Source organism: Phytoactinopolyspora halophila, from assembly GCF_003287285.1.
Lineage (GTDB): Bacteria > Actinomycetota > Actinomycetes > Jiangellales > Jiangellaceae > Phytoactinopolyspora_A > Phytoactinopolyspora_A halophila.
The window spans coordinates 1-25,660 of the sequence record NZ_QMIG01000014.1; the positions used below are offsets into that span (position 1 = coordinate 1).

General features: G+C 67.1%; 17 protein-coding genes. 9 read left to right on the top strand and 8 right to left on the bottom strand.

Going from position 1 to position 25,660, the window contains the following annotated elements; translation table 11 throughout:
• Nucleotides 1–303 precede the first annotated feature (303 nt).
• The 7 genes from DPM12_RS13255 to DPM12_RS13285 all read left to right on the top strand — a co-directional run bounded on the left by DPM12_RS13255 (nt 304) and on the right by DPM12_RS13285 (nt 7,344).
• A complete protein-coding gene (locus DPM12_RS13255) occupies nt 304–1,467 on the top strand; it encodes an inositol-3-phosphate synthase (RefSeq protein ID WP_112258814.1) in 1,164 nt (387 codons plus the stop codon).
• Complete coding sequence (locus tag DPM12_RS13260; protein WP_112258815.1) at nt 1,464–2,324, top strand: SCO3242 family prenyltransferase; 861 nt, start codon at nt 1,464–1,466, stop codon at nt 2,322–2,324. The genes DPM12_RS13255 and DPM12_RS13260 overlap by 4 nt, the downstream gene beginning before the upstream one ends.
• Nucleotides 2,321–3,193, top strand: coding sequence for a sugar phosphate isomerase/epimerase family protein (locus DPM12_RS13265; protein ID WP_112258816.1), 873 nt, complete (start codon nt 2,321–2,323; stop codon nt 3,191–3,193). Before DPM12_RS13260 ends, DPM12_RS13265 begins: the two co-directional genes overlap by 4 nt.
• The gene (locus DPM12_RS13270) at nt 3,190–3,846 is read left to right on the top strand and encodes an EboA domain-containing protein (RefSeq protein WP_112258817.1); all 657 of its coding nucleotides are present in this window, start codon (nt 3,190–3,192) and stop codon (nt 3,844–3,846) included. The genes DPM12_RS13265 and DPM12_RS13270 overlap by 4 nt, the downstream gene beginning before the upstream one ends.
• A 71-nt stretch (nt 3,847–3,917) precedes the next feature.
• The gene (locus tag DPM12_RS13275) at nt 3,918–4,790 is read left to right on the top strand and encodes a TatD family hydrolase (protein WP_112258818.1); all 873 of its coding nucleotides are present in this window, start codon (nt 3,918–3,920) and stop codon (nt 4,788–4,790) included.
• A 2-nt stretch (nt 4,791–4,792) separates the two neighbouring features.
• Nucleotides 4,793–5,968: a metabolite traffic protein EboE gene (gene eboE, locus DPM12_RS13280; RefSeq protein ID WP_112258819.1), complete on the top strand. Its 1,176-nt coding sequence runs from the start codon at nt 4,793–4,795 to the stop codon at nt 5,966–5,968.
• Nucleotides 5,965–7,344 carry an alkaline phosphatase family protein gene (locus tag DPM12_RS13285; protein ID WP_112258820.1) on the top strand — a complete coding sequence of 460 codons (1,380 nt, stop codon included), beginning with the start codon at nt 5,965–5,967 and terminating at the stop codon, nt 7,342–7,344. Before eboE ends, DPM12_RS13285 begins: the two co-directional genes overlap by 4 nt.
• Before the next feature lie 47 nt (nt 7,345–7,391).
• Here the strand turns inward: DPM12_RS13285 and DPM12_RS13290 are convergent, their stop codons facing one another.
• Entirely contained in the window at nt 7,392–10,289 is a 2,898-nt protein-coding gene (locus DPM12_RS13290; RefSeq protein WP_112258821.1) for an AfsR/SARP family transcriptional regulator, read from the bottom strand.
• A gap of 156 nt (nt 10,290–10,445) precedes the next feature.
• On the opposite strand from DPM12_RS13290, the gene DPM12_RS23925 reads away from it, so the two are divergent.
• On the top strand, nt 10,446–12,518 hold the full coding sequence (locus DPM12_RS23925) for a hypothetical protein (RefSeq protein ID WP_245951271.1): 2,073 nt from the start codon (nt 10,446–10,448) through the stop codon (nt 12,516–12,518).
• Between the two features lie 116 nt (nt 12,519–12,634).
• On the opposite strand, the gene DPM12_RS13300 is transcribed toward DPM12_RS23925, so the two are convergent.
• From DPM12_RS13300 to DPM12_RS13310, 3 genes are all read right to left on the bottom strand, one after another.
• The gene (locus DPM12_RS13300) at nt 12,635–13,303 is read right to left on the bottom strand and encodes a methyltransferase domain-containing protein (RefSeq protein WP_158542885.1); all 669 of its coding nucleotides are present in this window, start codon (nt 13,301–13,303) and stop codon (nt 12,635–12,637) included.
• Between the two features lie 197 nt (nt 13,304–13,500).
• Nucleotides 13,501–14,535, bottom strand: a complete 1,035-nt coding sequence (locus DPM12_RS13305) for a methyltransferase (protein WP_112258823.1) — start codon at nt 14,533–14,535, stop codon at nt 13,501–13,503.
• Between the two features lie 230 nt (nt 14,536–14,765).
• Nucleotides 14,766–18,497 carry a hydantoinase B/oxoprolinase family protein gene (locus DPM12_RS13310; protein WP_170313702.1) on the bottom strand — a complete coding sequence of 1,244 codons (3,732 nt, stop codon included), beginning with the start codon at nt 18,495–18,497 and terminating at the stop codon, nt 14,766–14,768.
• Nucleotides 18,498–18,608: 111 nt separating this feature from the next.
• Between DPM12_RS13310 and rarD the strand changes: the two genes are divergently transcribed.
• Nucleotides 18,609–19,523, top strand: coding sequence for an EamA family transporter RarD (rarD, locus tag DPM12_RS13315; protein ID WP_112258824.1), 915 nt, complete (start codon nt 18,609–18,611; stop codon nt 19,521–19,523).
• 11 nt (nt 19,524–19,534) lie between these two features.
• Here the strand turns inward: rarD and DPM12_RS13320 are convergent, their stop codons facing one another.
• The 4 genes from DPM12_RS13320 to nuoL all read right to left on the bottom strand — a co-directional run bounded on the left by DPM12_RS13320 (nt 19,535) and on the right by nuoL (nt 25,594).
• A complete protein-coding gene (locus tag DPM12_RS13320) occupies nt 19,535–20,533 on the bottom strand; it encodes a polyprenyl synthetase family protein (protein ID WP_425467595.1) in 999 nt (332 codons plus the stop codon).
• Nucleotides 20,534–20,661: 128 nt separating this feature from the next.
• Nucleotides 20,662–22,149, bottom strand: a complete 1,488-nt coding sequence (gene nuoN, locus DPM12_RS13325) for an NADH-quinone oxidoreductase subunit NuoN (RefSeq protein WP_112258912.1) — start codon at nt 22,147–22,149, stop codon at nt 20,662–20,664.
• A 35-nt stretch (nt 22,150–22,184) separates the two neighbouring features.
• Nucleotides 22,185–23,726, bottom strand: coding sequence for an NADH-quinone oxidoreductase subunit M (locus DPM12_RS13330; RefSeq protein WP_112258825.1), 1,542 nt, complete (start codon nt 23,724–23,726; stop codon nt 22,185–22,187).
• Nucleotides 23,723–25,594, bottom strand: a complete 1,872-nt coding sequence (nuoL, locus tag DPM12_RS13335) for an NADH-quinone oxidoreductase subunit L (protein ID WP_112258913.1) — start codon at nt 25,592–25,594, stop codon at nt 23,723–23,725. The genes DPM12_RS13330 and nuoL overlap by 4 nt, the downstream gene beginning before the upstream one ends.
• Nucleotides 25,595–25,660: the final 66 nt, after the last annotated feature.

Genomic DNA, 25,660 nt, shown 5'->3' on the forward strand with positions numbered 1-25,660 from the left:
GAAACCTCGACATCTGATCAGTCTCGCAGGACGAGCGCTCCATATTTGTCAGACATGCCCTAGCGGGTTCCGTGACGGTTCGAGGTGACCGTTGCGGGTGATCATTGACGATCACCTCCACGGACATGTGCACTATCGTCAACGATCATCAAGCTGTCTCTTGTGTTAACGCTAACAATCTATCGGTGGGACAAAAGTCTGGACACTTCTGCCTCTGACACTACAAATGGCTGAAGTTGCCATGCGACTATTGACTTCGCTTGCTACATACCGCGAACATGAGCGGCAACCCAGGAGGCATGTGTGAGCGAACGTATCGGCGTCTGGTTCGTTGGAGCGCGTGGTTCTGTGGCGACCACCACGACGGTCGGCGCGCTGGCCCTTCGAGCCGGCCTGGCTCCACCCGTCGGCTGCGTCTCCGAGCTCGCGCCTGTCGCGCGTGCGGGCTTGCCGGGCCTGGACCAGCTGGTCATCGGTGGACACGACATCGTCGGTGGATCCCTCATCAAACGGGCAGAGGAACTGGCCACGGGCGGTGTAATGCCGTCGGCGCTCCTATCAGCGCTGACCGAGGAACTCGGTGTGGTCGATGGACGTATCCGGGCAGGCATCCGGAGTGCCGACGGGGATCAGCGCGCGGCGGCACAGCGGATCGAAGCCGACCTTCGCGCCTTCCGTGACGATCACGACCTCTCACGAGTGGTCGTCGTAGACGTCTCCAGCACCGAGGCACCAGCCACCGAGTCGCCCGAACTCCACGACCTGAACCGCTTGGAATCGGCCCTGGACACTGGCCAGTCCCCCTTGCCAGCCAGCTCGCTCTACGCCTACGCGGCCTTTCGCGCCGGCTGCCCCGTCATCGCCTTCACAGCCAGCCCGGGACCGCGGCTGCCCGCACTCGAGACGGTCGCCGGCCAGGCCGGCGTGCCATGGGCGGGCTCGGACGGCAAGACCGGTGAGACGCTGATGAAGACGGTGCTGGCGCCGATGTTCGCGATGCGCGCGCTGAAGGTCCGCTCGTGGGCGTCGTACAACCTGCTCGGCGGCGGCGACGGGCGCACGCTCGCGGATCCGACCCACGCCGCCAGCAAAACGGCCACGAAGGCACAGGGCCTGGAGGCGATTCTCGGTCATCCGGTCGATGGGCCCCTGCACATCGACTACGTGCCGGACCACGGAGACTGGAAGACGGCGTGGGACATGGTGTCCTTCGAAGGCTTCCTCGGGACCCGGATGTCGTTGCAATTCACCTGGTCCGGTTGCGATTCCGCGCTGGCCGCTCCGCTCGTCCTCGACCTGGTCCGGCTCATCAGCCGCGCGCACGAGCTCGGCGAGAGCGGCCCGCAGCCAGCCCTGGGATTCTTCTTCAAGAATCCCGTAGGCACCGACGCGCACAGCCTGTCAGAGCAATGGAACGCGCTGGTGCAGTGGTGTGATCGGCTGTCCGCGGCGGGGCAGCACCCATGAAACCGCGCGATCTGGCCGAGCTGATCCGGCTGCCTGCCGCGCTGACCGTTCCCGGAGATTCGCTCGCCGGTGCGGCCGCAGCGGACTGGCCACTCGGCCGCCGCACGTGGGCCCTTCCGCTCGCATCGGCCTGCCTCTACTGGGCGGGCATGGCACTGAACGACTACGCCGATCGCGACCTCGACCGGCACGAGCGGCCCGAACGGCCCATTCCGTCGGGGCGGGTGCGTCCCGACGAGGCGTTGGCCATCGCTACCGGGCTCACGGGAGCCGGCCTGGCCATCGCCGGGGCCGCCGGAGGGAAACGCGCGTTACGCGTCGCAGCACCGCTCGCGGCCACAGTGTGGGCATACGATCTGCTGGCCAAACCGACCGCCGCGGGACCACCCTGCATGGCGGCCGCACGCGGGCTCGACGTGTTGCTCGGCGCCGGTGAGCGCTGGCGCGACGCAGCCGGCCCAGCTGCCGCCGTCGCCACGCACACCGTCGCCGTCACGGGGCTGAGCCGGGGCGAGGTACACGGCAGCTCCCCCGCTGTGGGCAAGCTGGCCGTGGCCGGGACCGCAGCGGCTGCGACGGCCGCGGCGGCATCGAGGAGCGGCCGCAAGCCCCTCTCCAGAGTGGCCGCGGGCATCCTGTCCGCGACATACGCCACCGTCGTGGGCCGCCACCAGCTCGACGCGAGCCGCACGCCGGATGCGCCCACGGTGCGTCGCGCCACGGGCACGGGCGTGCGCGGCGTGATTCTCTTGCAGTCCGCCCTGGCAGCTCGATCCGGCGCGCTGGGGACCGCAGCCGCGATTCTGGCGGCCGGTCCGGCCGCCCGGATCGCCGCGAAGGTGGTGTCGCCAACGTGAGCGTGCGGTTCGGCTATGGCACCAACGGCTTCGGCAATCACCGGTTGCCCGACGCCCTCGGCGTCATCGCGGGTCTCGGCTACGACGGCGTGGCCTTGACCCTCGATCACCCCCATCTCGACCCGTTCGCCACCGACGTCGCCACTCAGGTCAAAGCCGTGAACCGGCGGCTCGACGAAGACGGACTCGCCGTGGTGATCGAGACGGGTGCACGCTACGTTCTGGACGCCTGGCACAAGCACGAACCGACACTGGTGTCAGCAAGCGGCCGCGAGCGCAGGGTCGATCTTCTGTGCCGGGCGATACGCATCGGTGCGGAACTGGGCGCGGAAGCGGTCTCGTTCTGGTCAGGCACCCTTCCGGCGGGAACCAGCGCCGACGAGGGATGGCGCCGGCTGCTCACCTCCATCGAGCCGGTGCTCGAGGAGGCGGCACGGCTCGGTGTGGTATGCGCGTTCGAGCCCGAGCCAGGAATGTTCGTCGACACCGTGGACGGCGTGCTCGAATTGCGCCACAGGCTCGGATCGCCAGACCAGCTACGTGTCACCGTCGACATCGGACATTGCGTCTGCAACGAAAGTCGCTCGCTGGCGGCATGTCTTCACGCGGCCGGTTCCTTACTCGCCAATGTGCAGCTCGACGACATGCTGCCGGGCGTGCACGAGCACCTCGAGTTCGGCGCGGGACACGTCGATCTGACCGAAGCTCTCCGGGCCCTGCTCGATCTCAGTTACGGCGGCCTGGCGGCGGTCGAGTTGCCCCGGCACGGTCACGCCGCACCGGCGGTGGCGGAGCGGTCATTGAACGCCTTGCGTGCGGCCCTGCGATCGGTCAACCAGGAGAAGGAGACCGAGGAGGCAAGAGCATGAGCACAGTGACCGAGCGGTTCGCGCCCGACCTCGACGCGGCGGCCCGGGAGCGACTCGACGAACTGGTGCGCGAGGTGCGTGCCGCCCCGTCGATCATCTCGACGCGGTTTCCCGCTGCGGCACGTCAGGTGGCGCGTGGAGTCGCGGATCCCGCCGACCCCGACGGCGTGTGCGGGCCGCGGCTCGAAGACCAGGTCCGGATCGTGTTGCTGGCCGCCGCCGCGGAGGCGTCGACCGATCCCGATCTCCTCCGTCAGGAAATCGGTGCGCTGTACCGGTTCGGTGACGCCGACGAGAAGCGAGCGGTATTGCGTGCGCTCTCCGTCCTCGACACCGGGCCCGAGCTGTTGCCGCTCGTGGACGATGCCTTGCGGACGAACGACATACGGCTGATCGCGGCCGCACTAGACGGCTATGGAGCGCGGCATCTGCCCGCCGACGCGTGGCGACAGGGCGTGCTCAAGTGTCTGTTCGTCGGGGTCCCGCTCGCAGCCGTGTCCATGCTCGACGAGCGCGCCGATGCCGAGCTCGCCCGCATGGTCGCCGACTTTTGCCATGAACGCTCCGTCGCCGGACGGACACCACCACCAGACGCCTGGAAGGTTCTCGACCGGTTCCCCGACATCGCGGCGGCCACGCCGTCGCGTGGATGACCCGATACGCGACAGCGAACGGTGAGGCAGCCGATCACCTGCCAAGCTCGTCCAGCCGTCTAGGAGGCACGATGCGTATCTTCGACCCGCACATCCACATGACGTCGCGCACCACGGACGACTACGAGGCCATGTACGCGGCCGGCGTCCGCGCTCTCACCGAACCGGCCTTCTGGCTCGGCCAACCCCGCACCAGCGTTGGCTCGTTCTGCGACTACTTCGACGGCCTGCTCGGATGGGAACGGTTCCGGGCCGGCCAGTTCGGCATCCGCCATCACTGCACCATCGCGCTCAACCCCAAAGAGGCGAACGATCCCCGCTGTGTCGAGGTGCTGGACATCCTTCCGCGTTACCTCGCCAAGGACGGCGTGGTCGCCGTCGGGGAGGTCGGATTCGACGCGATGACGGCGGATGAGGAGAAGGTGTTCATCCGCCAGCTCGAACTCGCCGGCGAACACGATCTGCCCGTCCTCGTGCACACACCACATCGGGACAAGGTGGCCGGCACCCGCCGTACCCTCGAACTGGTGAAGTCGTCGGGCCTGCCACCCGAACGCGTGCTCGTCGACCACCTCAACGAACCGACCGTCGCGATGGTAGCCGATTCCGGCTGCTGGATGGGCTTCTCGATCTATCCGGACACCAAGATGGACGAGCACCGGATGGTGACGATCCTGACCGAGTACGGGCTCGATCGTATGATCGTCAACTCTGCGGCCGATTGGGGACGCAGCGATCCGCTGAAGACCGCCAAGACGGGCCGGGCCATGCTCGAACGCGGGTTCACCGACGCCGACGTCGATCGCGTGCTGTGGCAGAATCCCGTGGCCTTCTACGGGCAGAGTGGGCGCCTTCTCCTCGACGAGATCCGTCCCGACGAAAGCGCCACGTTCCAGGGCAACTCCGTCCTTCGTGGCCAGCGCCCCGCCGCAACGGAGGAGTGAGCATGCGCTTTCGCCACCGCGACGGCACCGTCGTCCATCTGGCGTACTGCACCAACGTTCATCCCACCGAGAACCTGGACGGCCTCGTCGACCAGGTCCAGCGTTTCGGAGGTGGGGTACGCCGGCACCTGGGCGTGGAGCGCCTCGGGCTCGGCTTGTGGCTACCCGCTCCCGTCGCATCGCGGCTGGCACACCACGGCGATCTCGACCGCCTGCGGACCACCCTCGCCCGCAACGGCCTTGAAGTGGTCACTCTCAATGCCTTTCCCTACGCCGGTTTCCACGACGCCGAGGTGAAGAAGGCTGTCTACCGGCCGGACTGGAGCGAACCGCAACGGCTCGCGTACACGCTCGATTGCGCGTCCGTCCTCGCCCGGCTGATGCCCGACGACGCGGCTCGCGGCAGTATCTCCACGCTCCCGCTCGGCTGGCGAGCGTGGTGGTCCGACGATCACCAGCGGCGCGCGAGCGAACACCTTGACCGCCTGGCTGACGGGCTGGCGAAGGTCGAGGCCGATACCGGCCGCGAGATTCGGGTGGGTCTCGAACCCGAACCCGGCTGCGCGATCGAGACGGCATCCGACGCCGTCGATCACCTGGACGGGCTCGGCGCCGACCGGCTCGAACGGATCGGGATCTGCCTGGACGCCTGCCACCTCGCGTCCGAGTTCGACGATCCTTGCGACGCCGTGGCGCGGCTCGCCGGTGCCGGGCTGCCCGTCGTCAAGACCCAGGCCTCGGCCGCGCTCCATGCCGGCGAGCCGGGCGACACGCGGACTCGCGAGGCGCTGCTCGCATACGCCGAGGACCGATTCTTGCACCAGACGCGCGAGATCGTGGACGGCCATGTGACCAGGCGCGACGATCTTCCGGAGGCATTGGACGGCGACCGGCGGCTACCCGGCCGGGGACCATGGCGGGTCCACTTCCACGTTCCCCTGCACGAACACCCGGCAGCTCCCCTGGAAGGCACGCAGGATGAGCTGCACGAAACGCTGGTAACGCTACTTGGCGGCGCATCCGCGATCACCGATCACGTCGAGGTGGAAACCTATACGTGGTCCGTCCTTCCCCCGGGCCGGCGGCCGGACGGCGAGGCCGGCCTGATCACGGGCCTGGCGGGCGAGCTGCGCTGGGTAGCGGATCGGTTGGAGCAACTCGGGATGGAGGCACTGTGAACAAGCTGCTGGTTCTCAACGTCGTCGGCCTCACTCCCCGGCTGTTGGAGCACGCACCGTCGTTACGACGCGTGGCCGGGCACGGATGGCAGGCCGAACTCGAGACCGTCCTGCCCGCCGTCACTTGCCCGGTGCAATCGACGTTTCTCACGGGCCAGTTGCCTCGTGAACACGGCATCGTCGGCAACGGGTGGTACTTCCGTGATCTCGGCGAGGTCTACCTCTGGCGGCAGCACAACCGGCTGGTCCAGGGGGAGAAGGTGTGGGAGACCGCGCGCCGCCACCAGCCGGGGTTCTCCGTGGCAAACGTGTGCTGGTGGTACGCGATGGGCGCCAGCACAGACTGGACGGTGACCCCGCGCCCGGTGTATCACGCCGACGGCCGCAAGTCGCCCGACTGCTACACGCGTCCACCCGAGCTGCACGAGGAGCTCACCGAGCAGCTGGGAGCCTTTCCCCTCTTCAACTACTGGGGCCCCACCGCGTCGATACGGTCGACCGAATGGATCGTGGCGGCAACCCGGCGGTTGTTGCCCCGCGCCGACATGACCGTGGCCTACGTGCCACATCTGGACTACGATCTGCAACGCTTCGGGCCCGACAGCCCGGAAGCGACCGTCGCCGCCCGCGACGTTGACCGGGCCGTGGCGCCGCTGCTGGAGGACGCGATGTCGCACGACGTCCAGGTGATGGTGGTCAGCGAGTACGGCATCACCGGCGCCAACCAGCCAATCAGCATCAACCGGAGCCTGCGCGAGGCCGGCCTGCTCGAGGTGTACACCCAGCACGGCATGGAATACCTGGATCCCTGGACGTCACGGGCGTTCGCCGTCGCCGATCACCAAGCCGCCCACGTCTACGTCACCGACCCGGCCGACATCCCGCATGTCGCCAAACTGTGCGCCGACGTTCCAGGAGTCGACCTCGTCCTGGATCGCGAAGCGCAGGCCGAGTACGGGATTGACCACGAGCGCGCGGGTGAGCTGGTACTCGTCGCCACGCCCGGAGCGTGGTTCACGTACTACTACTGGCTGAACGACGAGCGCGCGCCGGACTTCGCCCGGGGTGTGGACATCCACCGCAAGCCGGGCTTCGACCCCGCCGAGCTCTTCTTCGACCCGGCCGATCGGTTCGCACGAGCCCGGGCGGGACTCAACCTGGCTCGCAAGAAAGCAGGGCTGCGCTACACCATGAACATCGTCCCGCTCGACGGGCGGTGGGTGGCTGGCACGCACGGGCGGCTCCCCGACGATCCGGCCGACGGTCCAGTGCTGCTGTGCAGCGATCCGTCGACGGCGCGAGACCGGGTGCACGCCACTGACGTCCGCGATCTCATGCTGGAGCTCGCCGGCATTCCGGCCGACGCCACCGCGTAGCTCGCAGATGGCTGACATGGCTTCGCGCGGGCAGTGGACGTCGCGGATCACGCGTCCGCCAAGAGCTTGCGCACGTCGGTGACATTGGCGGCACCCAACGAGTCGAAGATCCGCAGCGCCTCACGCCAGTACGAGGCAGCGATGGCCCGGTTGCCGAGCAGGGCCGCGGCATGTCCCAGCTCCACGAGGGCCTCCGCCTCCACGTGCGGATGGTGACTCGTCCGTGCGATCTGCACGGCCCGAGCCGCCGGGTCACTGCCGTCGTCAGCGAAGTGGTTGAGCGTCGCAGCCTTGCTGACCAGTGCATATGCGTGCATGTAAGGAGAGTCCAGGGCCGCCCCGACGTCAGCGGCGCGCTCGTATGCCGCGAGCGCCGCCTCCCGATTGCCGGCTGCCCGATGCAGCTGGCCCCACCTGAGCGCCAGGTAATGGGCAAGGCGGGACGTCGAATCGAGCGGAGCAAGCGAGTGCGCCCGTGTCAGGCACCGCTCGGCGTCATCGAGGCGTCCCAGATTGACGTACACGCTGGCCAGATTCTGCAAACATGCTGTCCGGCTACGGGCCGACAGCGCATCCGCGGACTCGATGCACGTCGTGAGCAACTGCGCGGCCGTGTCGTAGCGCCCGGACAGCAGGTGCCAGATCGCCATGTTGTTGAGCACGGCCATCTCGCGTCCACGATCGCCGAGCTCGCGCCAGATCGCACGGGCCCGCTCGGCAGCATCGAATGCTTCCTCGAACCGGTTCTGCTTGCCCAGCGAACCGGCGAGGTTCTGCCATGCGACACCAACAGCGGGAAGGCCGGACGGCAGCGGCACGTCAGCCGCCAGGACGGCACGCGGGGCCTCCCCGAACGTGCCGTTCAGACAGCACTCTTCGGCCACGATGTCAGCCAGCATCATGACGGCGGCCGCCTCGTCGACCGGCATCTCGTGACGTCCGGCCAGACCGTGTGCGGCCAGCAGGGTGATCGTCTCGAATCGCGGGTGCAGCCATTCGTGCACGGCCCGTTGATCCGTGAACTCCCGGATCGTCACTGATTCACCGGAATCGACGATCGCTTCCAGCACGTCCCGCTCCGAACGCAAGCATCTCTTGGCGCTCAGCAGGTTCGCACCGACGTGCCGCAGCAGCCGCGTCGCCGGAGGAACCAGCTCACCGGGCCCGGCATTGTCGTGCATGTACTGACCAACGAGATCGTGCCACCGATACGTCTCCGGATCGATGGATTCCAGCAGCCGGAGGTCACACAGCCGTTCGAGGCTATCTCGCGCCGCCGGAGCCGGAACGTTCCACACGGCTGCCGCCATGTCCGCATCCAGCGTGGTCCCGGGAACGGCGGCCAGGAGGCGAAACCGCCCAGCGATCTCGGGCTCCATGCTGCGGTACGTGACGTCGAGCACGCCCCGCACGCTCATGTCGTCAAGGGTGAGCACGTCCAAGACGTTGCGAGTATCGAGCTGGCGGGCAAGCTCGGCAACCGGCCATCTCGGCCGGCTGACGAGCCGGCCGCCGGCAATACGCAGGGCAAGGGGCGAACCGCCACACGCTCGGAGCACGGTCTCCGTTGCCCCTGGCTCCGGCTCCAGCCGGCTCTCACCCACGATCGCATCCAGCAGCTCGCGCGCTTCGGGATCCGGAAGCTCGGCGAGGTCCACTCGCAGACTCGCCGCGGTACCCAGGAGTCGTGGCCTGCTGGTCACGATGACGCCACAGCCCGCACCAGCCGGGAACAGGGGCGCCACCTGTGCCGAAGATTGGGCGTTGTCTAGCACGAGCAGCAGACGGCGGGTGGCACACATCGACCGGAACAGGTTTGAGCGTTCGTCTTGGGAGGAGGGGATAGCCGGGTCGCTGAGCCCGAGCGCCCGCAGAAAGCCCGCCAGCACGTCATGCGGGGTGGCCGGGTCGCTGACGCCACGCAGATCCGCGAACAGCTGACCGTCCGGATAGCTTTCCCGCACGCGGTGCGCCGCCCGCAGCGCCAGGGCGGTCTTCCCGGTACCACCGGCTCCCGAAACGATCACGCGGTGGCACGCGACGTCGGTTCCGGCCAGCAGTGCCGTCATCTCTTCCAACACGGCCGTCCGGTCGACGAAATCCGGCGTGTCGGGAGGAAGCTGCGCCGGACGTGGAACGCCGGGTCCCGATCCCTCGCCAGAAGCGGCGGTTGGGTGCAGACTCGGGTCCGCGGTCAACATTCGCTGGTGTAGCTCGGTCAACTCCGCGCCGGGATCGATCCCCAGGTCCGTACGTAACACGCCGACGAGTTCGTGGAACGTGGCCAGCGCCTCGCCTTGCCGCCCCTGGGCGTAAAGGGCACGCATCAGCTGCCCCCAGAGCCGCTCGCGCCACGGATGGTCGGCGATCAGGCGCTTCACCGAGCTCACGAACTCCTCGTCCGCCCGATCCAGCTCCAGACACAGCTCGTTGGCACGTTCGGATGCACCGAGCAGCTCTTCCAGCAACGCTGGACCGTGGTCCTCTGACAAGGCGTCAGGGGACAGTCCACTCAGGGGAGGACCGTGCCAGAGAAGGAGGGCCGAGCGAAGCCGCTCGAGCCGCTGATCCGGTTCGACGGCTTCCCCGGATGCCGAATCCACGATCGAACGGAACCGGCACAGATCTATCGCCTCCGGCGACAGATCCAGAATCAGACCGTCACCCGACGTGTGGACCACATCGCTGCCCAAGGCCGACCGTAACCGTGCCGCATACGTCTGGATGGTTCGGCGCGGACTCGCGGGCGGCGCCACCGGCCACAAGTAGCGCCGCAAGCCGGACTGGGTGACGACAACCCCTGGATTCAGCGCCAGAGTCGCCAGCAGGACGAGAGGGCGCCCGGTGGGCACCGCGACCCGTTCACCGTGACGCCACACCCCGACCGGGCCCAGGAGCCGGATCTCCGGCCCGGAGTTGCCGTCACCGCTGCTTGCTGAACACATCTATCGCAGGATAACCGGTGCCGGAGACCGCTGACGTGCCGCCGTGTCCTCGTGAAGCACATGTGAAACACCCCCGCTGATAGCGTCGCGGTGGCCATACAAGCTCACGTCGATCAGCGATACGCTGCTCGACCTCCTGTCCCGAGGAAACTCGCCGTGACATATACCCGTACATTGACCAAGCTCGGCCTGGTGGCGGCGATGTCCGCCGGCGGCACGCTGCTCGCCGTGCCCGCGCAAGCCGAGGACACGACCTATTACATCGACAATCGACCCGAATCGAACTGCTCGAACGACGGCCCCGGCACTTCGCAAGACGAACCGTGGTGTGATTTCACGCTGGCGAACGATCACGACTTCGAGCCGGGCGATTCCATCCTGCTCGCCCGCGGAGCCGAATGGGACCAGGAACTCTATCTCAACGAGGCGGGAGAGCCGGGCGCGCCGATCACGATCAGCGCGTACGGTGACGGGGCCCGCCCCAAGATCATACGGAACGGGGAACCTGCGGAACGTGGCGTGGTGCTGCGCAATCCGTCGCACGTTCGCGTCTCGCACCTGGAAATCGGTGACGCTGTCGTTGGTGTCCTGAACTACTTCGACAGCCTCGATCACGAAGGGCTGGTCTTCGACAACCTCTACATTCACGGCATCACGGGAGTGAAGTGGCCTGGCAGTGACGAGGAGCCCGACGTCGGGGCATTCTGCGAGGCGAACTACGGCATGAGCGCCTCTGCGGCGATCTCCTTCACCGCCCCACCCACGCATTTCACCGCCGACGACACGATGGCAAGGGACATCGTGCTACGTAACCTCGACCTGCACGAGAGTGAGGACGGCGTCAGCTTCGACTTCTGTAACGGTCAGGCCGGCGAAGGGACCGACGGGAACAACCTCGTCAAGGGCGTCACCATCCAGGACGTCAACGCCGTCGACATCTTCGACGAGGCGTTCCGGCTGGTCAATCTTCGGCATGCCACCGTCATGAACAGCCACGTCGTGCGAGCGGGCAACGAGCCCGTGGCCACCGGCAAGGCAGCCGTGTTCGTCGGCCGCACGCGCGACGTGACCATTGTCAACTCGATCGTCCGCGACGTCCCGGACACCAACTCGCCCGACCAGACAGCGATCGACTACGAGGTCGCGAACGACCAGGTAGACGTCAAGAATTCGTTCCTTACCGGCAACGCCGGCCCCGGAATCGAGCTGCTGGCCCTGGCGGGGAGGTCCTGGGATCACAGTGAGGACCACGAGATCAGCGGAAACATGTTCCTGAACAACTCCGTGGCCCGCAAGGACCCGTACCTCGGAGGCATCAACCAGCACGGCAACGGCGGCCCTGACTACGAAGTCGTGCCCTCGGGTGTCATCCGTGACAACCTCCACCTCGAGCCCACCGGGTTCCTCAGGACCGCAGAAGGCGGCTCGTTCGACAGGTTCACGGTGGAGAACAACCGGGAGTTCGACAGCTCCGATCACGCCTTTTATGCCAGCGCGGACTTCGGCGCCGAGCCGGCGCGCGGTTGGTCCTACGAGGCCAGCTCGAACGGCGACGACTGGGCCGCGCTGGAGTGGCAGGAGAGCACTCGGCGCTACACCGACGGGGAGAACGAGGTCGACAAGTTCTGGCAGAGTCCGGCTGGCGCCGCCACGGTCGCTCGCACGTGGACGGTGCCGGAGACCTCGTTCGTGACGATTCGCAGCCGGGCGCTCCCGCAATCGACCGGAAACGGGGACGCGACCATCCGGATCACCCGGAATGGTCATACCGTCTGGGGCCCGGAGACCGTTCCGACGGACGGTTTCGAGGGCGTCGTGGCCAACCTGGACGACCTTCACGTCGGTGAAGGCGACCAGTTGCGGTTCGAGGTGGACGGTGCCGGCGACGAGGGTGCAGCCACGAGCTGGACCCCGGCGATCACGTACACGCCGACCGACCAACCACCGCCTCCGGTGCCGACCGAGACTCCGGAACCCACCGAGACTCCAGAGCCCACGGAAACCCCGGAACCCACGGAAACCCCGGAACCCACCGAGACGCCCGAGCCGACCGAGACGCCGGACCCGACTGACGAACCAGACGAGGACGACGAGGGCAGCGGCGAGGATGACGACGAGGACCTGCCCGACACCGGTGTGCCCGCAGCACTCCTGGCCGCTGGTGCGATCGCGGCCCTGGGCGGCGGCGGCGTTGTCAGCGCGATCTCCCGGCGACGCACCGAGGGCTGACCCGCCCGCACGGTGAGTGACCACGAGAGACCGACGGTGCCGAGGGATCCCTCGGCACCGTCGGTCTTTTCTGACTCAACGCCGCACGGTCTATCGGCAGCTCTCGGCGGCATTGGCTACGGGCCGGTGCCAGCCTCGCCGGGCTCCGATGGTTTGCGGCCCCAAGCTTGCATCAGCAGCGGGTGAATGACGAACGTATCCGGATGGTCGAGGTGCTCTGCCAGCTCTTCCGTCAACCGATCCAGCCGCTCGGCGGTGATCATACCGAGTGACATGAGGTGCTCCCGGACGATGCCCACCAAGTCGATCAGCAGGGTCTGATAGGGATGCGTGTGGTCCCACACATAGGCGTGCGCGTCGCACCCCACCTCCTCCAAGCCCGCCTGGCGCAGCAGGGCCGGCAGCTTGCGGCCGACCAGGAGGTCGATGCTGGTGATCCGGGACAGCAACGACACCAGCTCGGACCAGGCCGGATGCTCGGGTTCGCACAGCCACGACATGCAGTCGACGTCCTGTACGCACACCGATCCTCCAGGACGGGCCAGGCGCACCATCTCCGCCACGATGTCGGCCGGTTGCGAGGTATGCACAAGCACCAGGCGCCCGTGCACCACGTCGAAATTGCTGGACGGTAGCCCAGTGGCCTGACCCGTGCCTTCCACCAACCGCACGTGCGCGAGGCCACGGGCGTTCAAGCTCGCTCGCGCCCATTCCAGCATCGTCGGCTCGCGGTCGAGGCCGACGACCGTACCGGACGGCCCGACCCGCTGATCGAGGATGTCCAATACGCCAACGGTCCGCAACCGATGTCGATCGCCTCGAAACCGGGCTTGATGCCCACCCGGTCCAGCAGCGCCTCCGCGGCGTCTCGGTGCAGCTCGGACTGCTTCAGCAGACGCCGGTGTTCCTGATCGCTGGCACCGAGCAGATATTCCTCCATATCAGTTCCTCCTCCCCTCCCATGGAGAGTCCGACCCCGACATCAGCGCCGCACCGTCTGGATCAGTCGGAGCTCGAGCGGTAACGTTCGCTGGCCGACGATCGTGAAGCCGGCCGATGCCAGCAGTTCGCGATACTGTTCCCACGTGCGCTCCCGCGCCCCCGGATTGCAGAGCAGCATGTGAAGGTCCCAGTACGAGGCCATGGTCAAGGACCCGTCTGACGGCAGCAGGCGCTCGATCACGAGCAGTGTCTGGCCTCGTTCCATGACCGCAGCGCAGTTGCCAAGGAGGCGCGCGCAGGCAGCATCGTTCCAGTCGTGCAGGACGCGGCACAGCACGTACGTGTCACCGGCGGAGGGGATCTGCTCGAACATGTCACCTCCGGCCAGCTCGCACCGATGCTCCTGCCCGGCCGCGACAAGCCGGCGCGCGGCCGCGGGCAAGACGGCCGGACGCTCGTACAGGATCCCGTAGGCGTGCGGAACGGAACGCAGAATCCGTTCGAGCAGCACACCGGAACCACCGCCGATGTCGACAACGATGCTGGAGGACGTGAAGTCATACATCCGGGGAACGGCATCGAGGAAATGGCTTCCAGCTTCCATGGCACGCTCGAAAGTCCGGCTCAGTTCCGGGTGTTCGTCGAGGTACTCGAAGAACGGGCTTCCGAAGATCGCGGTGAACTGTTCGTCACCGGTGCGTACCGCGTCGGACAAGCGACCCCAAACGTCGTAGAAAGCTCCCCCGTAGATCAACGCCAGATCTCGCATCGAGCCCGGGACGTCGCTCCGGAGGAGCTCGCTCAGCGCGGTGTTCCGATAGCCCGACTCCTCGTCTCCGGCGAGGATCCCGACACCGACCAGGAACCGGAGCAGCCGATGCAGCGCCGCAGGGTCGGCACCGATATCCGTGGCCAGGACGCGGCTGTCCGCCGGTCCCGTCGACAGCCGATCGGGCAGGGCGAACTCCACGCATGTCGAGATCGCTTGGGTGACCCACGCACCGGTGAGGAAATCCAGCATGGTCCGCGCCGCGTGATCGTCGGGTCCGGGCGACGGCGGCCCTACGGATGCCATGACCCACTCTTCCTTTCGCCATCGGCGCGCACTCCTTCCGCAAGAGCACACGCCCGCGAGTAGCTCCGCCCCACATTCATGATCAAACAACACGTCAGCAGTGCTGTAAAGATCATTTGGCTATCTAATGTGACCTGTGGCTACGAAGAGTCACGACACCCCATGGTGCAGCTCGAGCAGGTCCTCGGCTAGGGTCTCACTTTCGTCGGACGGCCAGGCCGTCTCAAGGATCACGCCCGTGGCGGTGGCGTTCCATAGCCACCTCCTCCAGGAGTCTCGACGACGAGGACGTCTCCGGGACCGACGTCGGCCGAATCACTACCGGCCAGGGCCGTCACCGTGCCGTCGGCGTGCTCGACGTGGTTGCGACCGAGGGCTCCCGGCTCGCCTCCCGCCATCGCGTAAGGGGGCACGCGGCGGTGACCGCTCAGGGTACTCACGGTCATCGCTTCCCGGAATCGCAGCCGCCGCACGGCGCCGTCCCCACCTCGCCATCTACCGTCACCGCCGCTGCCGTCCCGGATGGCGAAGCTGTCAACGAAGACCGGAAAGCGCGACTCGAGCACCTCGGGATCGGTCAGCCGGGAGTTGGTCATGTGGGTCTGCACCACTGGCACGCCATCGAAGCCCTCTCCGGCGCCCGACCCGGAGCCGACGGTCTCGTAGTACTGGTAGCGGTCATTGCCGAAGGTGACGTTGTTCATGGTGCCCGCCCCTTCGGCTTGCACGCCGAGGGCCGCATACAGCGCTCCGGTCACCGCCTGCGACGTCTCCACGTTGCCCGCCACGACGGCGGCCGGGTAGACGGGTGCGAGCATCGATCGTTCCGGTACGACGATTCGCAGCGGGCGCAGGCACCCATCGTTGAGCGGAATGTCGTCGGCGACGAGCGTGCGGAACACGTAGAGCACCGCCGCGGTGGCCACCGATGTGGGTGCGTTGAAGTTCGAGTCCAGCTGCGCCGACGTGCCGGTGAAGTCGATCGTCGCCGATCGACGATCGCGATCCACGGTGACCGAGACGTCGATACGAGCTCCGTTGTCCATCTCGTAGACGTACGCGCCGTCGGTGAGGGCGTCGATCACCCGGCGCACCGCCTCTTCGGCGTTGTCCTGGACGTGACGCATGTACGCCTGCACCACGTCCAGGCCGAAATGCTCGATCATGCGTCGCACTTCGGCCACGCCCTTCTCGTTGGCGGCGATCTGCGCCCGCAGGTCCGCCAGATTCGTCGCCGGGCTGCGGGAAGGATACGCGGCCTCGGTCAGCAACCGTATCGTCTCTGGTTCGCGGAACTGTCCAGCCTCGACGAGCAACCAGTTGTCGAACAGTACACCCTCCTCGTGAATGTCGCGGCTGAAGGCCGGCATGGATCCGGGAGTGAGACCACCGATCTCCGCGTGGTGTCCCCGCGAGGCGACGTAGAACAGGACGTGCTGACCGGCGTCGTCGAAGACCGGAGTGATCACCGTGACATCGGGAAGGTGCGTGCCGCCGTGGTAGGGGTCGTTGACCGCATAGACGTCACCGGCCTTCATCGCCTCCGGCGTCCCGGGCGCGCGGCGCCGGATCACCTCCTGCACGCTCGAACCCATCGAACCCAGGTGGACCGGCATGTGGGGCGCATTCGCGATGAGATTGCCGTCGGGATCGAACAGGGCGCACGAGAAGTCGAGCCGCTCCTTGATGTTCACCGATTGTGCCGTGGATTCCAAACGCGCGCCCATCTGCTCGGCGATGGACATGAAGAGGTTGTTGAATATTTCCAGCATGACCGGCTCGGCGCCCGTGCCGACGCGCGCGGTGCCGAGCCGGTCATGCACCCGCTCCACCAGAAGATGGCCGTGCGTGGTGGCACGCGCCCGCCAGCCGTCGTCGACGACGGTGGTGGCGTTGGCTTCGGCGACGATGGCCGGCCCATCGACGACATGGCCCGGCGCGAGCCGCTCGCGCCGGTACAGCGGCACTTCCTGCCATTCGCCGGCGGTGTACAGCCGCACCACCTCGTCACGCGGTTCCGGCGATCCGGCACCGGCTGCGGGGCGTGGCGACTCCGGGGCGCGAGCAGCCGGCGCTTCCCCATCGTCCGGGCCGTCGCGCCCGTCCACGACCGCGAGCTCGGTGCTAAGGCCGACGGCCTCGACCGACAGTGCCTCGACGACGAGGGGCCGGTCCAGCACGAACGAGTACGTGCGACGGTAGCTCGTCTCGAACTCGGCGATCATGTCGTCGAGTTCACCGAGAGCGACAACGACGGCGGTGTCGGTGCCGTCGTAGCGCAGGTGTACCCGCCGGTGGATGCGGATTCGCCCGGCCGGCACCTCCTCGGCGAGCAGCTCGTCCCGGGCCGAGTTCGCCAGCGAGTCCGCGAGCGTGCCGAGACGTGGCACGAGATCGGGCTCCAGGTGGCGTTCCACCGACTGCTCGCGCATCGCCGTCGTGTCAGCAAGGCCGATACCCAGCGCGGAGAGCACGCCGGCCAGCGGCGGCACGAGGACCGTCCGGATGCCGAGTGAATCAGCGACCGCGCACGCGTGCTGGCCGCCGGCGCCACCGAAAGTCGTCAGGACGTATTCGGTGACGTCATGTCCTTTCTGCACCGAAATCTTCTTCACGGCATTGGCCATGTTCGCCACGGCGATCGCCAGGAAACCCGTAGCCAGGTCTTCCGGCGTGCGCTGAACACCGCTGTGCCGGCTGACCTCCCCGGCCAGCTCGGCAAAACGCTCGCGTACCGTAACCGCGTCCAGGGGCTGGTCATTCCCGGGGCCGAACACCGCGGGAAAGTGGTCCGGCTGGATCCGGCCGAGCATCACATTCGCGTCGGTGACGGTCAACGGGCCACCGTTGCGGTACGACGCCGGCCCGGGATGCGCACCGGCCGAGTCGGGACCGACCCGCAACCGGGACCCGTCGAAATGCAGGATCGATCCGCCACCGGCCGCCACGGTGTTGATATCCAGCATCGGCGCGCGCAGCCGCACCCCGGCGACGTTGGTGTCGAACACGCGCTCGTACTCGCCCGCGTAATGGGACACGTCAGTGGAGGTGCCACCCATGTCGAAGCCGATGGCCTTGTCGAAGCCGGCGAGCTGCGACACGCGAGCCATGCCGACGATGCCGCCTGCCGGCCCGGAAAGGATCGCATCTTTGCCCCGGAACCGGCCGGCTTCGGTCAGGCCGCCGTTGGACTGCATGAACATCAGCCGGACGCCGGGAAGTTCGTCGGCCACCTGCCGCACGTAACGCCCGAGGATGGGCGAAAGGTAAGCATCGATCACGGCGGTATCGCCCCGCGAGACGAGCTTCATCAATGGACTGGCCTCGCTGGACAGTGACACCTGCGAGAACCCGATCTGCTCGGCCAACTGGCCGATGGCCTGTTCGTGTTCCGGATACAGATGGCTGTGCAGGCATACGATGGCAACGGCCCGGATGCCGTCGGCATGGGCCTTACGCAACTCCGGCGCCAGGGTGTCGAGGTCGGGCGCCTGAACGACGCTCCCGTCCGCGGCACGGCGCTCATCGACCTCGACGACGCGCTCGTGAAGCAGCTCCGGCAGCACGATCTGCCGGTCGAAGATCCGCGGGCGGCTCTGATAGCCGATCCGCAGCGCATCGGCGAAGCCGCGAGTGACGACGAGAACGGTGCGTTCGCCCGCGCGCTCGAGCAAGGCGTTGGTCGCCACGGTCGTGCCCATCCGGACGACCTGGATCGCGCCTGCGTCGAGCGGGCCGCCAGGCGTGCGCGCCCGCGCGTCGTCGCCGGCCTGAGCGTGACGGTACACCTCGGGATTCTCGCTGTGGAGCAGGTAACGAATGCCGGCGACAGCCGCATCTCGATATTCGCCCGGGTTCTCTGACAGCAGCTTGTGCGTGACGAGTGAGCCATCCGGGCGGCGGGCAACGATGTCGGTGAACGTGCCGCCACGGTCGATCCAGAACTGCCAACGCCCAGACATGTCTCGAGCCTATCCGCGTAGCGCCGCCACGCTGGCGGCCCCGCGGAACGAAGGGCGACCACATCATGAGCGTCCTGCCTCGTCACTCCTGATGGGCGTTAGTATGCGCAGGTGAACGCATCTCGACGCGGCATCGTCTTCGGCCTCGGCGCGTACGGCCTGTGGGGGCTGTTGCCGCTGTTCTGGGCCCTGCTCGACGACGTCGACGCTTTCGAGGTTCTCGCCCACCGGTTCGTCTGGTCGCTGGTCGTCGTCCTGGCCGTGCTGGCTCTCACCGGGCGCTTGTGGCGGCTCCGTGGATCGGGTGTGCGCACCCTGGGCCTGAGCGCCCTCGCCGGCACGATCATCGCGGTGAACTGGGGAACGTTCATCTGGGGAGTCAACAACGGTCACGTCATTGAGGTATCGCTCGGGTACTTCATCAATCCACTCGTCACCGTGCTGGTCGGCGTGATCGTTCTCCGCGAACGGCTCCGCCCCCTCCAGTGGCTGGCCGTCGCGATCGCCGCGATCGCCGTCGTCGTCCTGACGGTGGACTACGGCCGGCCGCCCTGGATCGGGCTGACCCTCGCCTTCACCTTCAGCTCCTACAGCTTGATCAAGAAGAAGTCCCGCGTCAGCGCCCTGGAGAGCGTCGGCACCGAGACCGCCGCACTGCTCATCCCAGCCCTGGTATTCCTCGGCGTGCTGCACGCCCGGGCCGAAGCGACGTTCACCAACGTCGACCTCACGACGGATCTCCTGCTCGTCGCGACCGGACTGGCGACGGCAACGCCCTTGCTGCTGTTCGCCGGGGCCGCGAGCCGCGCCCCCCTGACGACGCTGGGCTTGCTGCAGTACCTCGCGCCGTCACTCACGTTCATTCTCGGTGTCACCGTCTTCGACGAGGCGGTGCCAGCGGTACGGCTTGCCGGTTTCATCCTGGTGTGGACCGCGTTACTGATCTTCACGGTCGAGGCGATCCAATATCGCCGCCGTGCCGTCCGCCACGTGGAGATCACTGACGGGCTGAAACATGAGGACTGACGTCGATATCGCTATGACGTGCGCGTCACCACGGTGTCACACAACGCTTCGAGAGTACGGCGAGCGGGTACGTCGGGAACCGATATCAAGCTCTCCCGCGCGTCGTCGGCCCATCGGCGCACGTCCCTGCGGGCCGCCTCGACCGCCGGATGCGCCCGAAGCAGTTCCAGCGCCTCGGCGTGCGCGGCGTCGTCGCTGATCGGCCCGGAGATCAGCTGGAGCAACCGCTCGTCTCCCGGCCGGGCAAGCCGCCTGGCGTACAGGACGGGAAGCGTCGCCACCCCCTCACGCAAGTCCGTACCGGGCGTCTTGCCGGAGATCGACGACTCGCCGACGATGTCCAGGAGATCGTCGGCCATCTGAAACGCCATGCCGATCCGTTCGCCGAATCGGCCCAGAACGTCCACCACCTCTGCGGACACGCCGGCATGCATCGCTCCCAGCCGCGCCGAGGCCGCGATGAGCGATCCCGTCTTGTCGGCGAGCACGGACAGGTAATGCTCCACCGGGTCGTCGCCCCCGGCCGGCCCGATCGTCTCCCGCAACTGGCCCTGGACCAGCCGCTGAAACGTCCGGGCTTGCAGCCGAACCGATTCCGGTCCGAGATCCGCGAGGATGTCCGACGCGCACGCGAACAGGAAGTCTCCGGTGAGGATCGCCACCGTGTTGTCCCAACGCGCGTTCGCGCTGGGACTGCCGCGCCGCAGCTGCGCCTCGTCCATCACGTCGTCGTGATAGAGGGTCCCCACGTGCGTGAGCTCCACCACGACCGCCGCGGGCACCACTCCCGGTGCGTCCATGTCACCGAAACTCGCGGCAAGCAGCGTCAACAGGGGGCGGAAACGCTTGCCACCGGCTTCGACCAGATGCTTCGAGGCGGCGGCCAGGACCGCATCATCCGACTTCACGGCTTCGTGAAGCCGTTGCTCCACCTGATCGAGGGCATCACTCACCGACGCCTCGAGCGCAGGGTCCATCGACGGAATGCCCAGACCGTGCACGCTCACCAGTCCTCCCAAACCCGAAATGTCCGGCCGCTACGCCGTGTGAGACAGCTTGACACGACGACCGACATGCTGGCGATGCATCGTCCCAGTGTCTCGCATAGCACACCCGGTGACGGACATCGGGCACGCCCTCAGCGGATGAAGAGTGCCGCTTGCTCCGCGAGATCGAGCAAGGGGCCGGGAAGGACGCCGAGGACGATGGTGGCAACGGCGCCAACGGCGATACCCGCCGTGGTCCACACACTGGGCACCGCCACCGTCGGACCCTCCGGGGCCGGATCGGAGAAGAACATCAAGACGATGACCCGGACGTAGAAGAATGCCGCAACCGCACTCACCAGGACTCCGACGATCACCAGCGGCATCGCACCGCCCTGGAACGCCGCCGTGAAGACGGTCAGCTTGCCGACGAAGCCACTGGTCAATGGGATACCGGCAAGGGCGAGGAGGAACAAGCCGAAGGTCGCGGCAAGAAGCGGCGAACGCCTGCCGAGACCGGCCCACTTGGACAGGTGAGTGGCCTCCCCACCGGCATCGCGAACCAGCGTGACGACGGCGAACGCACCGAGAGTGACGAACCCGTACGCGGCCAGATAGAAGAGGATCGCCGCGATTGCCAGCTCGTCCACCGCAACGAACGCCGTCAGGATGAACCCGCCATGCGCGATCGACGAATACGCCAGCATGCGCTTGATGTCCGTCTGGGAGAGCGCGACGACGATGCCCACGACCATCGTGGCGATGGCAACCGCCCACAGCATGGGCTGCCAGTCGGTGCGGATTCCACCGAGGCCGACGTAGAACAGCCGCATCATCGCGCCGAAGGCCGCCAGCTTGGTGCATGCCGCCATGAACGCCGTGACCTGGGTCGGTGCACCTTGGTAGACGTCCGGGGTCCACGCGTGGAACGGCACCGCGCCGATCTTGAACAGCAAACCGACAGCCATCATGCCCACGCCTGCCAGGAGGAGGCCCTCCTGGCCCACACGTGCGCCGAGGGCGGCGTCGATCTCGGCGAACTCGAGTGAACCCGCGAACCCGTAGACGAAGGACGCACCAAAGATGAAGAAGCCCGAGGCGAACGCACCGAGCAGGAAGTACTTCATCGCTGCTTCCTGCGACAGCAGGCGGCGCCGACGCGCCATCCCGCACAGGATGTACAGCGGAAGCGAGAGCACCTCGAGCGCGACGAACATGGCAAGAAGATCATTCGCCGCGGGAAAGAGCATCATGCCACCGACGGCCAACATGCTCAACGGGTAGATCTCGGTCTGCAGCGCGCGCTGCTGTACGAGCACGCGCTCTTCCTCGCTTCCCGGCAGCGAGGAGGCGGCGGGTGCAAAGGCGTTACCGCCGGCTTCGATTCGCCTCTCGGCGAAGAAGAACATGCTGATGAACGCCAAGACCAGAACCGTGCCTTGCAAGAAGAGTGCCGGCCCGTCAATGGCCACCGAACCGACCGCTCCGATGATCTCGGTGCCGCCGAGCCGCACCACCTGGACGAAGGCGGCCGCGAGCGCGGCGAGAGCGAGGATCACCTGCACGGCATGCCGGAACCGCCGGGGCACGAACGCCTCGACCAACACCCCGACCACGCCCGCGCCGAAGACGATGATCATCGGCAGCAGGGCGGAGTACTCGATGGACGGCGCGATCAATGGTCGTTCCCTTCAACAACTAGATCGGTCACGGACACCACGGGTGGCGGTGACTCCACGTCGACCTCGGCCAGCGTGGGAGCGACGCCGTCGTCGATGACGTCAACGACGGTGCGCGGAAAGACTCCGATAGCAAGAATCAGCGCGAGCAGCGGCGCCACGACCATGGTCTCGCGCCGGCCCAGGTCCCGGGTCCCGGCATTCTCTTCGGGAACCGGCCCGGTCATCGTCCGTTGATACAACCACAGCACGTAGAGCGCCGCGAGCACGATGCCGACCGTCGCGATCACCCCCGCGGCGCGGTACTGCTCGAACGTCGCCGCGATGACCAGGAATTCCGAGAGGAACGTCGCGAGCGGAGGCAACGCCAGCCCGGAAAGCCCCGCGATGAGGAAGGCCCCGGCCAGCTTCGGCGCGGGCTTCTGGATCCCGCCGTAGTCCGCGATCATCCGGGACTGCCGCCGCGCGATCATGAATCCGGCGATGACGAACAGTGCGATGGTCGCCAAGCCGTGGTTGACCATGTAGAACGTGGCTCCGGTGGCGCCCCGGCCGGTGAGCACGAAGATACCGAGCACGATGAACCCGAAGTGGGAAATCGACACGTATCCGATGAGGCGCTTGATGTCCGTCTGCCCGATCGCCAGCAGCGCGCCGTAGACGATACTCACCACGGCCAGTACGACGATCACGGGAGCGAAGTCCTGCGCGGCCACGGGGAAGAGCGGCACGGCCAGCGCGATCATTCCGAAGGTACCGACCTTGTCCGCGACTCCGGACAGGAACGCGGCATTCGACGGCGTCGCCTCGGCGGCGGCATCCGGCAACCAGGTGTGGAACGGCCAGAGCGGTGCCTTGATGGCGAAGGCCAGCATGAAACCGAGGAACAGCCATCGCTGCGCGTTCGCCGAGATATCGAGCGCCATGAGATCCATCAGGAGGAACGACGGCGCGCCGGCGTCGATCGACTGCACGTACACCCCGATGACGGCCGCGAGCATGACGAGCCCACCGAAGATGTTGTACAGCAAGAACTTCAACGCCGCGTACCTGCGCTGCGGCCCGCCGTACATGCCGATCATGAAGTACAGCGGGATCAGCATCGCCTCGAAGACGACGTAGAAGAGCAGCAGATCCTTGGCGAGGAACGCGGTCAGGATCAGCGCTTCGGAGGCGAGAAGGAGCGCGAAGAACGGCTTCGGATCCCGCCGCTCGGCATCGGCCTCGGGCCACATCGCGAGTGCCACGATCGGCGTGGCGACGGCTGCCAACCCCACGAGGGCCGCGCCGATGCCGTCGATCCCGAGGGCCCAGTGGATGCCGAGCGCGTCGATCCACGTGTACTGCTCACCCAGCTGGTACCGGTCACCGCCGATCTCGAACTGGGCGATCACGGCAACCGCCACACCCAAGGTCAGCAACGCGAAGGCGAGCGCGGATTGCTTCGCCAGCCGGCCACGTCCCGCCGGCACCAGGGCCGTCAGCACGGCGCCCAGCGCCGGTACCGCGATCAGGGTGGTCAACCAGGGAAAGGTCACGGCAGCCTCACCAACAACATGGCTATGACGACCAGGCCGGCGCCAGCCAGCATGGTCAGGGCGTACGAGCGGACGAACCCGGTCTGCCAACGCCGCCAGCGAGTGGACAGGCCACCGACGGCCTTCGCCGCGCCGACGATGGTACCGTCCACGCCACGGCTCTCGGCGTAGACGAGGGACCGGGTGAGGTACTGGCCGGGCCGCATGAAGAGGCCCTCATTGACGGCATCCCCATATAGATCCCGGCGTGCGGCCACAGTGAGCGGGTTACCGCGCGGCGCTACCTCGGGAACCGGGCGGCGCCCGTAAAGCAGCCATGCGACCGCCGCTCCGGCGAGCACGGTGATCAGCGTGCTCGTCATGAGCACCGCGAGCGGCACCGGAAGATCGTGGTGTTCCTCCCCGGTCACGGGCTCCAGCCAGTCAACGATACCGCCACCGAGGTATAGCAGCCCGGCGCCGCCGACAACCGAGAGCGCGCCGAGAGCGATGAGCGGCCACGTCATCACCCGCGGGGACTCGTGAGGGTGCGCTTCTTCGGCCCAGCGCTTGCTGCCCAGGAATGTCATCAGCATCACCCGGGTCATGTAGAAGGCAGTGATACCGGCACCGAGAAGGGCACACAGGCCCACCACCAGGCCCTCGGCGAACGCCGCCTCGATGATCTGGTCCTTGGAGAAGAAGCCAGCGAACGGCGGGATACCGATGATCGCCAGGTAGCCGATCGCGAACGTGGCGAACGTCACCGGCATCGCCGCCCGCAGCGCTCCAAACCGGCGCATGTCGACCTCGTCGTTCATGCCGTGCATGACCGAGCCTGCACCGAGGAACAGATTCGCCTTGAAGAAACCGTGCGTGATCAGGTGGAAGATGGCGAACGCGTACCCGGCCGGTCCAAGCCCTGCCGCCAGCATCATGTAGCCGATCTGGCTCATCGTCGAACCGGCCAGTGCCTTCTTGATGTCGTCTTTGGCGCAACCGATGATCGCACCCATCAGCAACGTGACCGCGCCGACGACGACCACGGCGGTGCGCGCCTCGGGAGCAAGATCGAAGATGGCGGCCGACCGGACGATCAGGTAGACACCGGCCGTCACCATCGTCGCAGCGTGAATCAACGCCGAGACGGGTGTGGGGCCCTCCATCGCGTCGAGCAACCACGACTGCAACGGGAACTGCGCCGACTTGCCGCAGGCGGCCAGCAAGAGGAAGAGCCCGATGGCGTTGAGCCAACCCACCGGCGCGTTCTCGGTGCCAGCGAACACGACCGCGTACGACGACGAGCCGAAGACGACGAGCATCGAGGCGACCGCGAGGACCATGCCCATGTCGCCGACCCGGTTCACGACAAACGCCTTCTTCGCCGCCACGGCCGCGGAGGGCTTGTGCTGCCAGAAACCGATCAACAGGTACGAGGCGAGACCGACACCTTCCCAGCCGATGAACAGCACCAGGAAGTCCGAAGCCAGTACGAGCAGCAACATGGCCGCAACGAACAGGTTCAGATAGCCGAAGAACCGGCGCCGGCGTTCGTCGTGCTCCATGTATCCGATGGAATAGACATGGATCAGCGAGCCCACACCGGTGATCAGCAAGACGAATGCCATGGACAGCTGGTCCAGCAGGAGGCTGATCTCGACCTCGTAGCCGCCGGCGTTGAACCACTCCCATAGCGGGATGAGGAACGCGCGCTCACCGCTGCCTTCTCCCAGCATCGCGACGAACAGGACTGCCGCCACCACGAACGAGGCGATCACCGTCGCGCAGCCGACAAGATGACCCGTGCGGTCGAGCCGTCGGCCCCCAAGCAGCAGCAGCGCCGCACCGAGAAGGGGCAACGCGATGAGCAACCACGTCCCCGAGAACAGCCCGCTCGCCTCGCGGACCGCCTGGTGAGTCTCGGTCTGGGCCGCGACGCTCTGGGTCAACAGAGT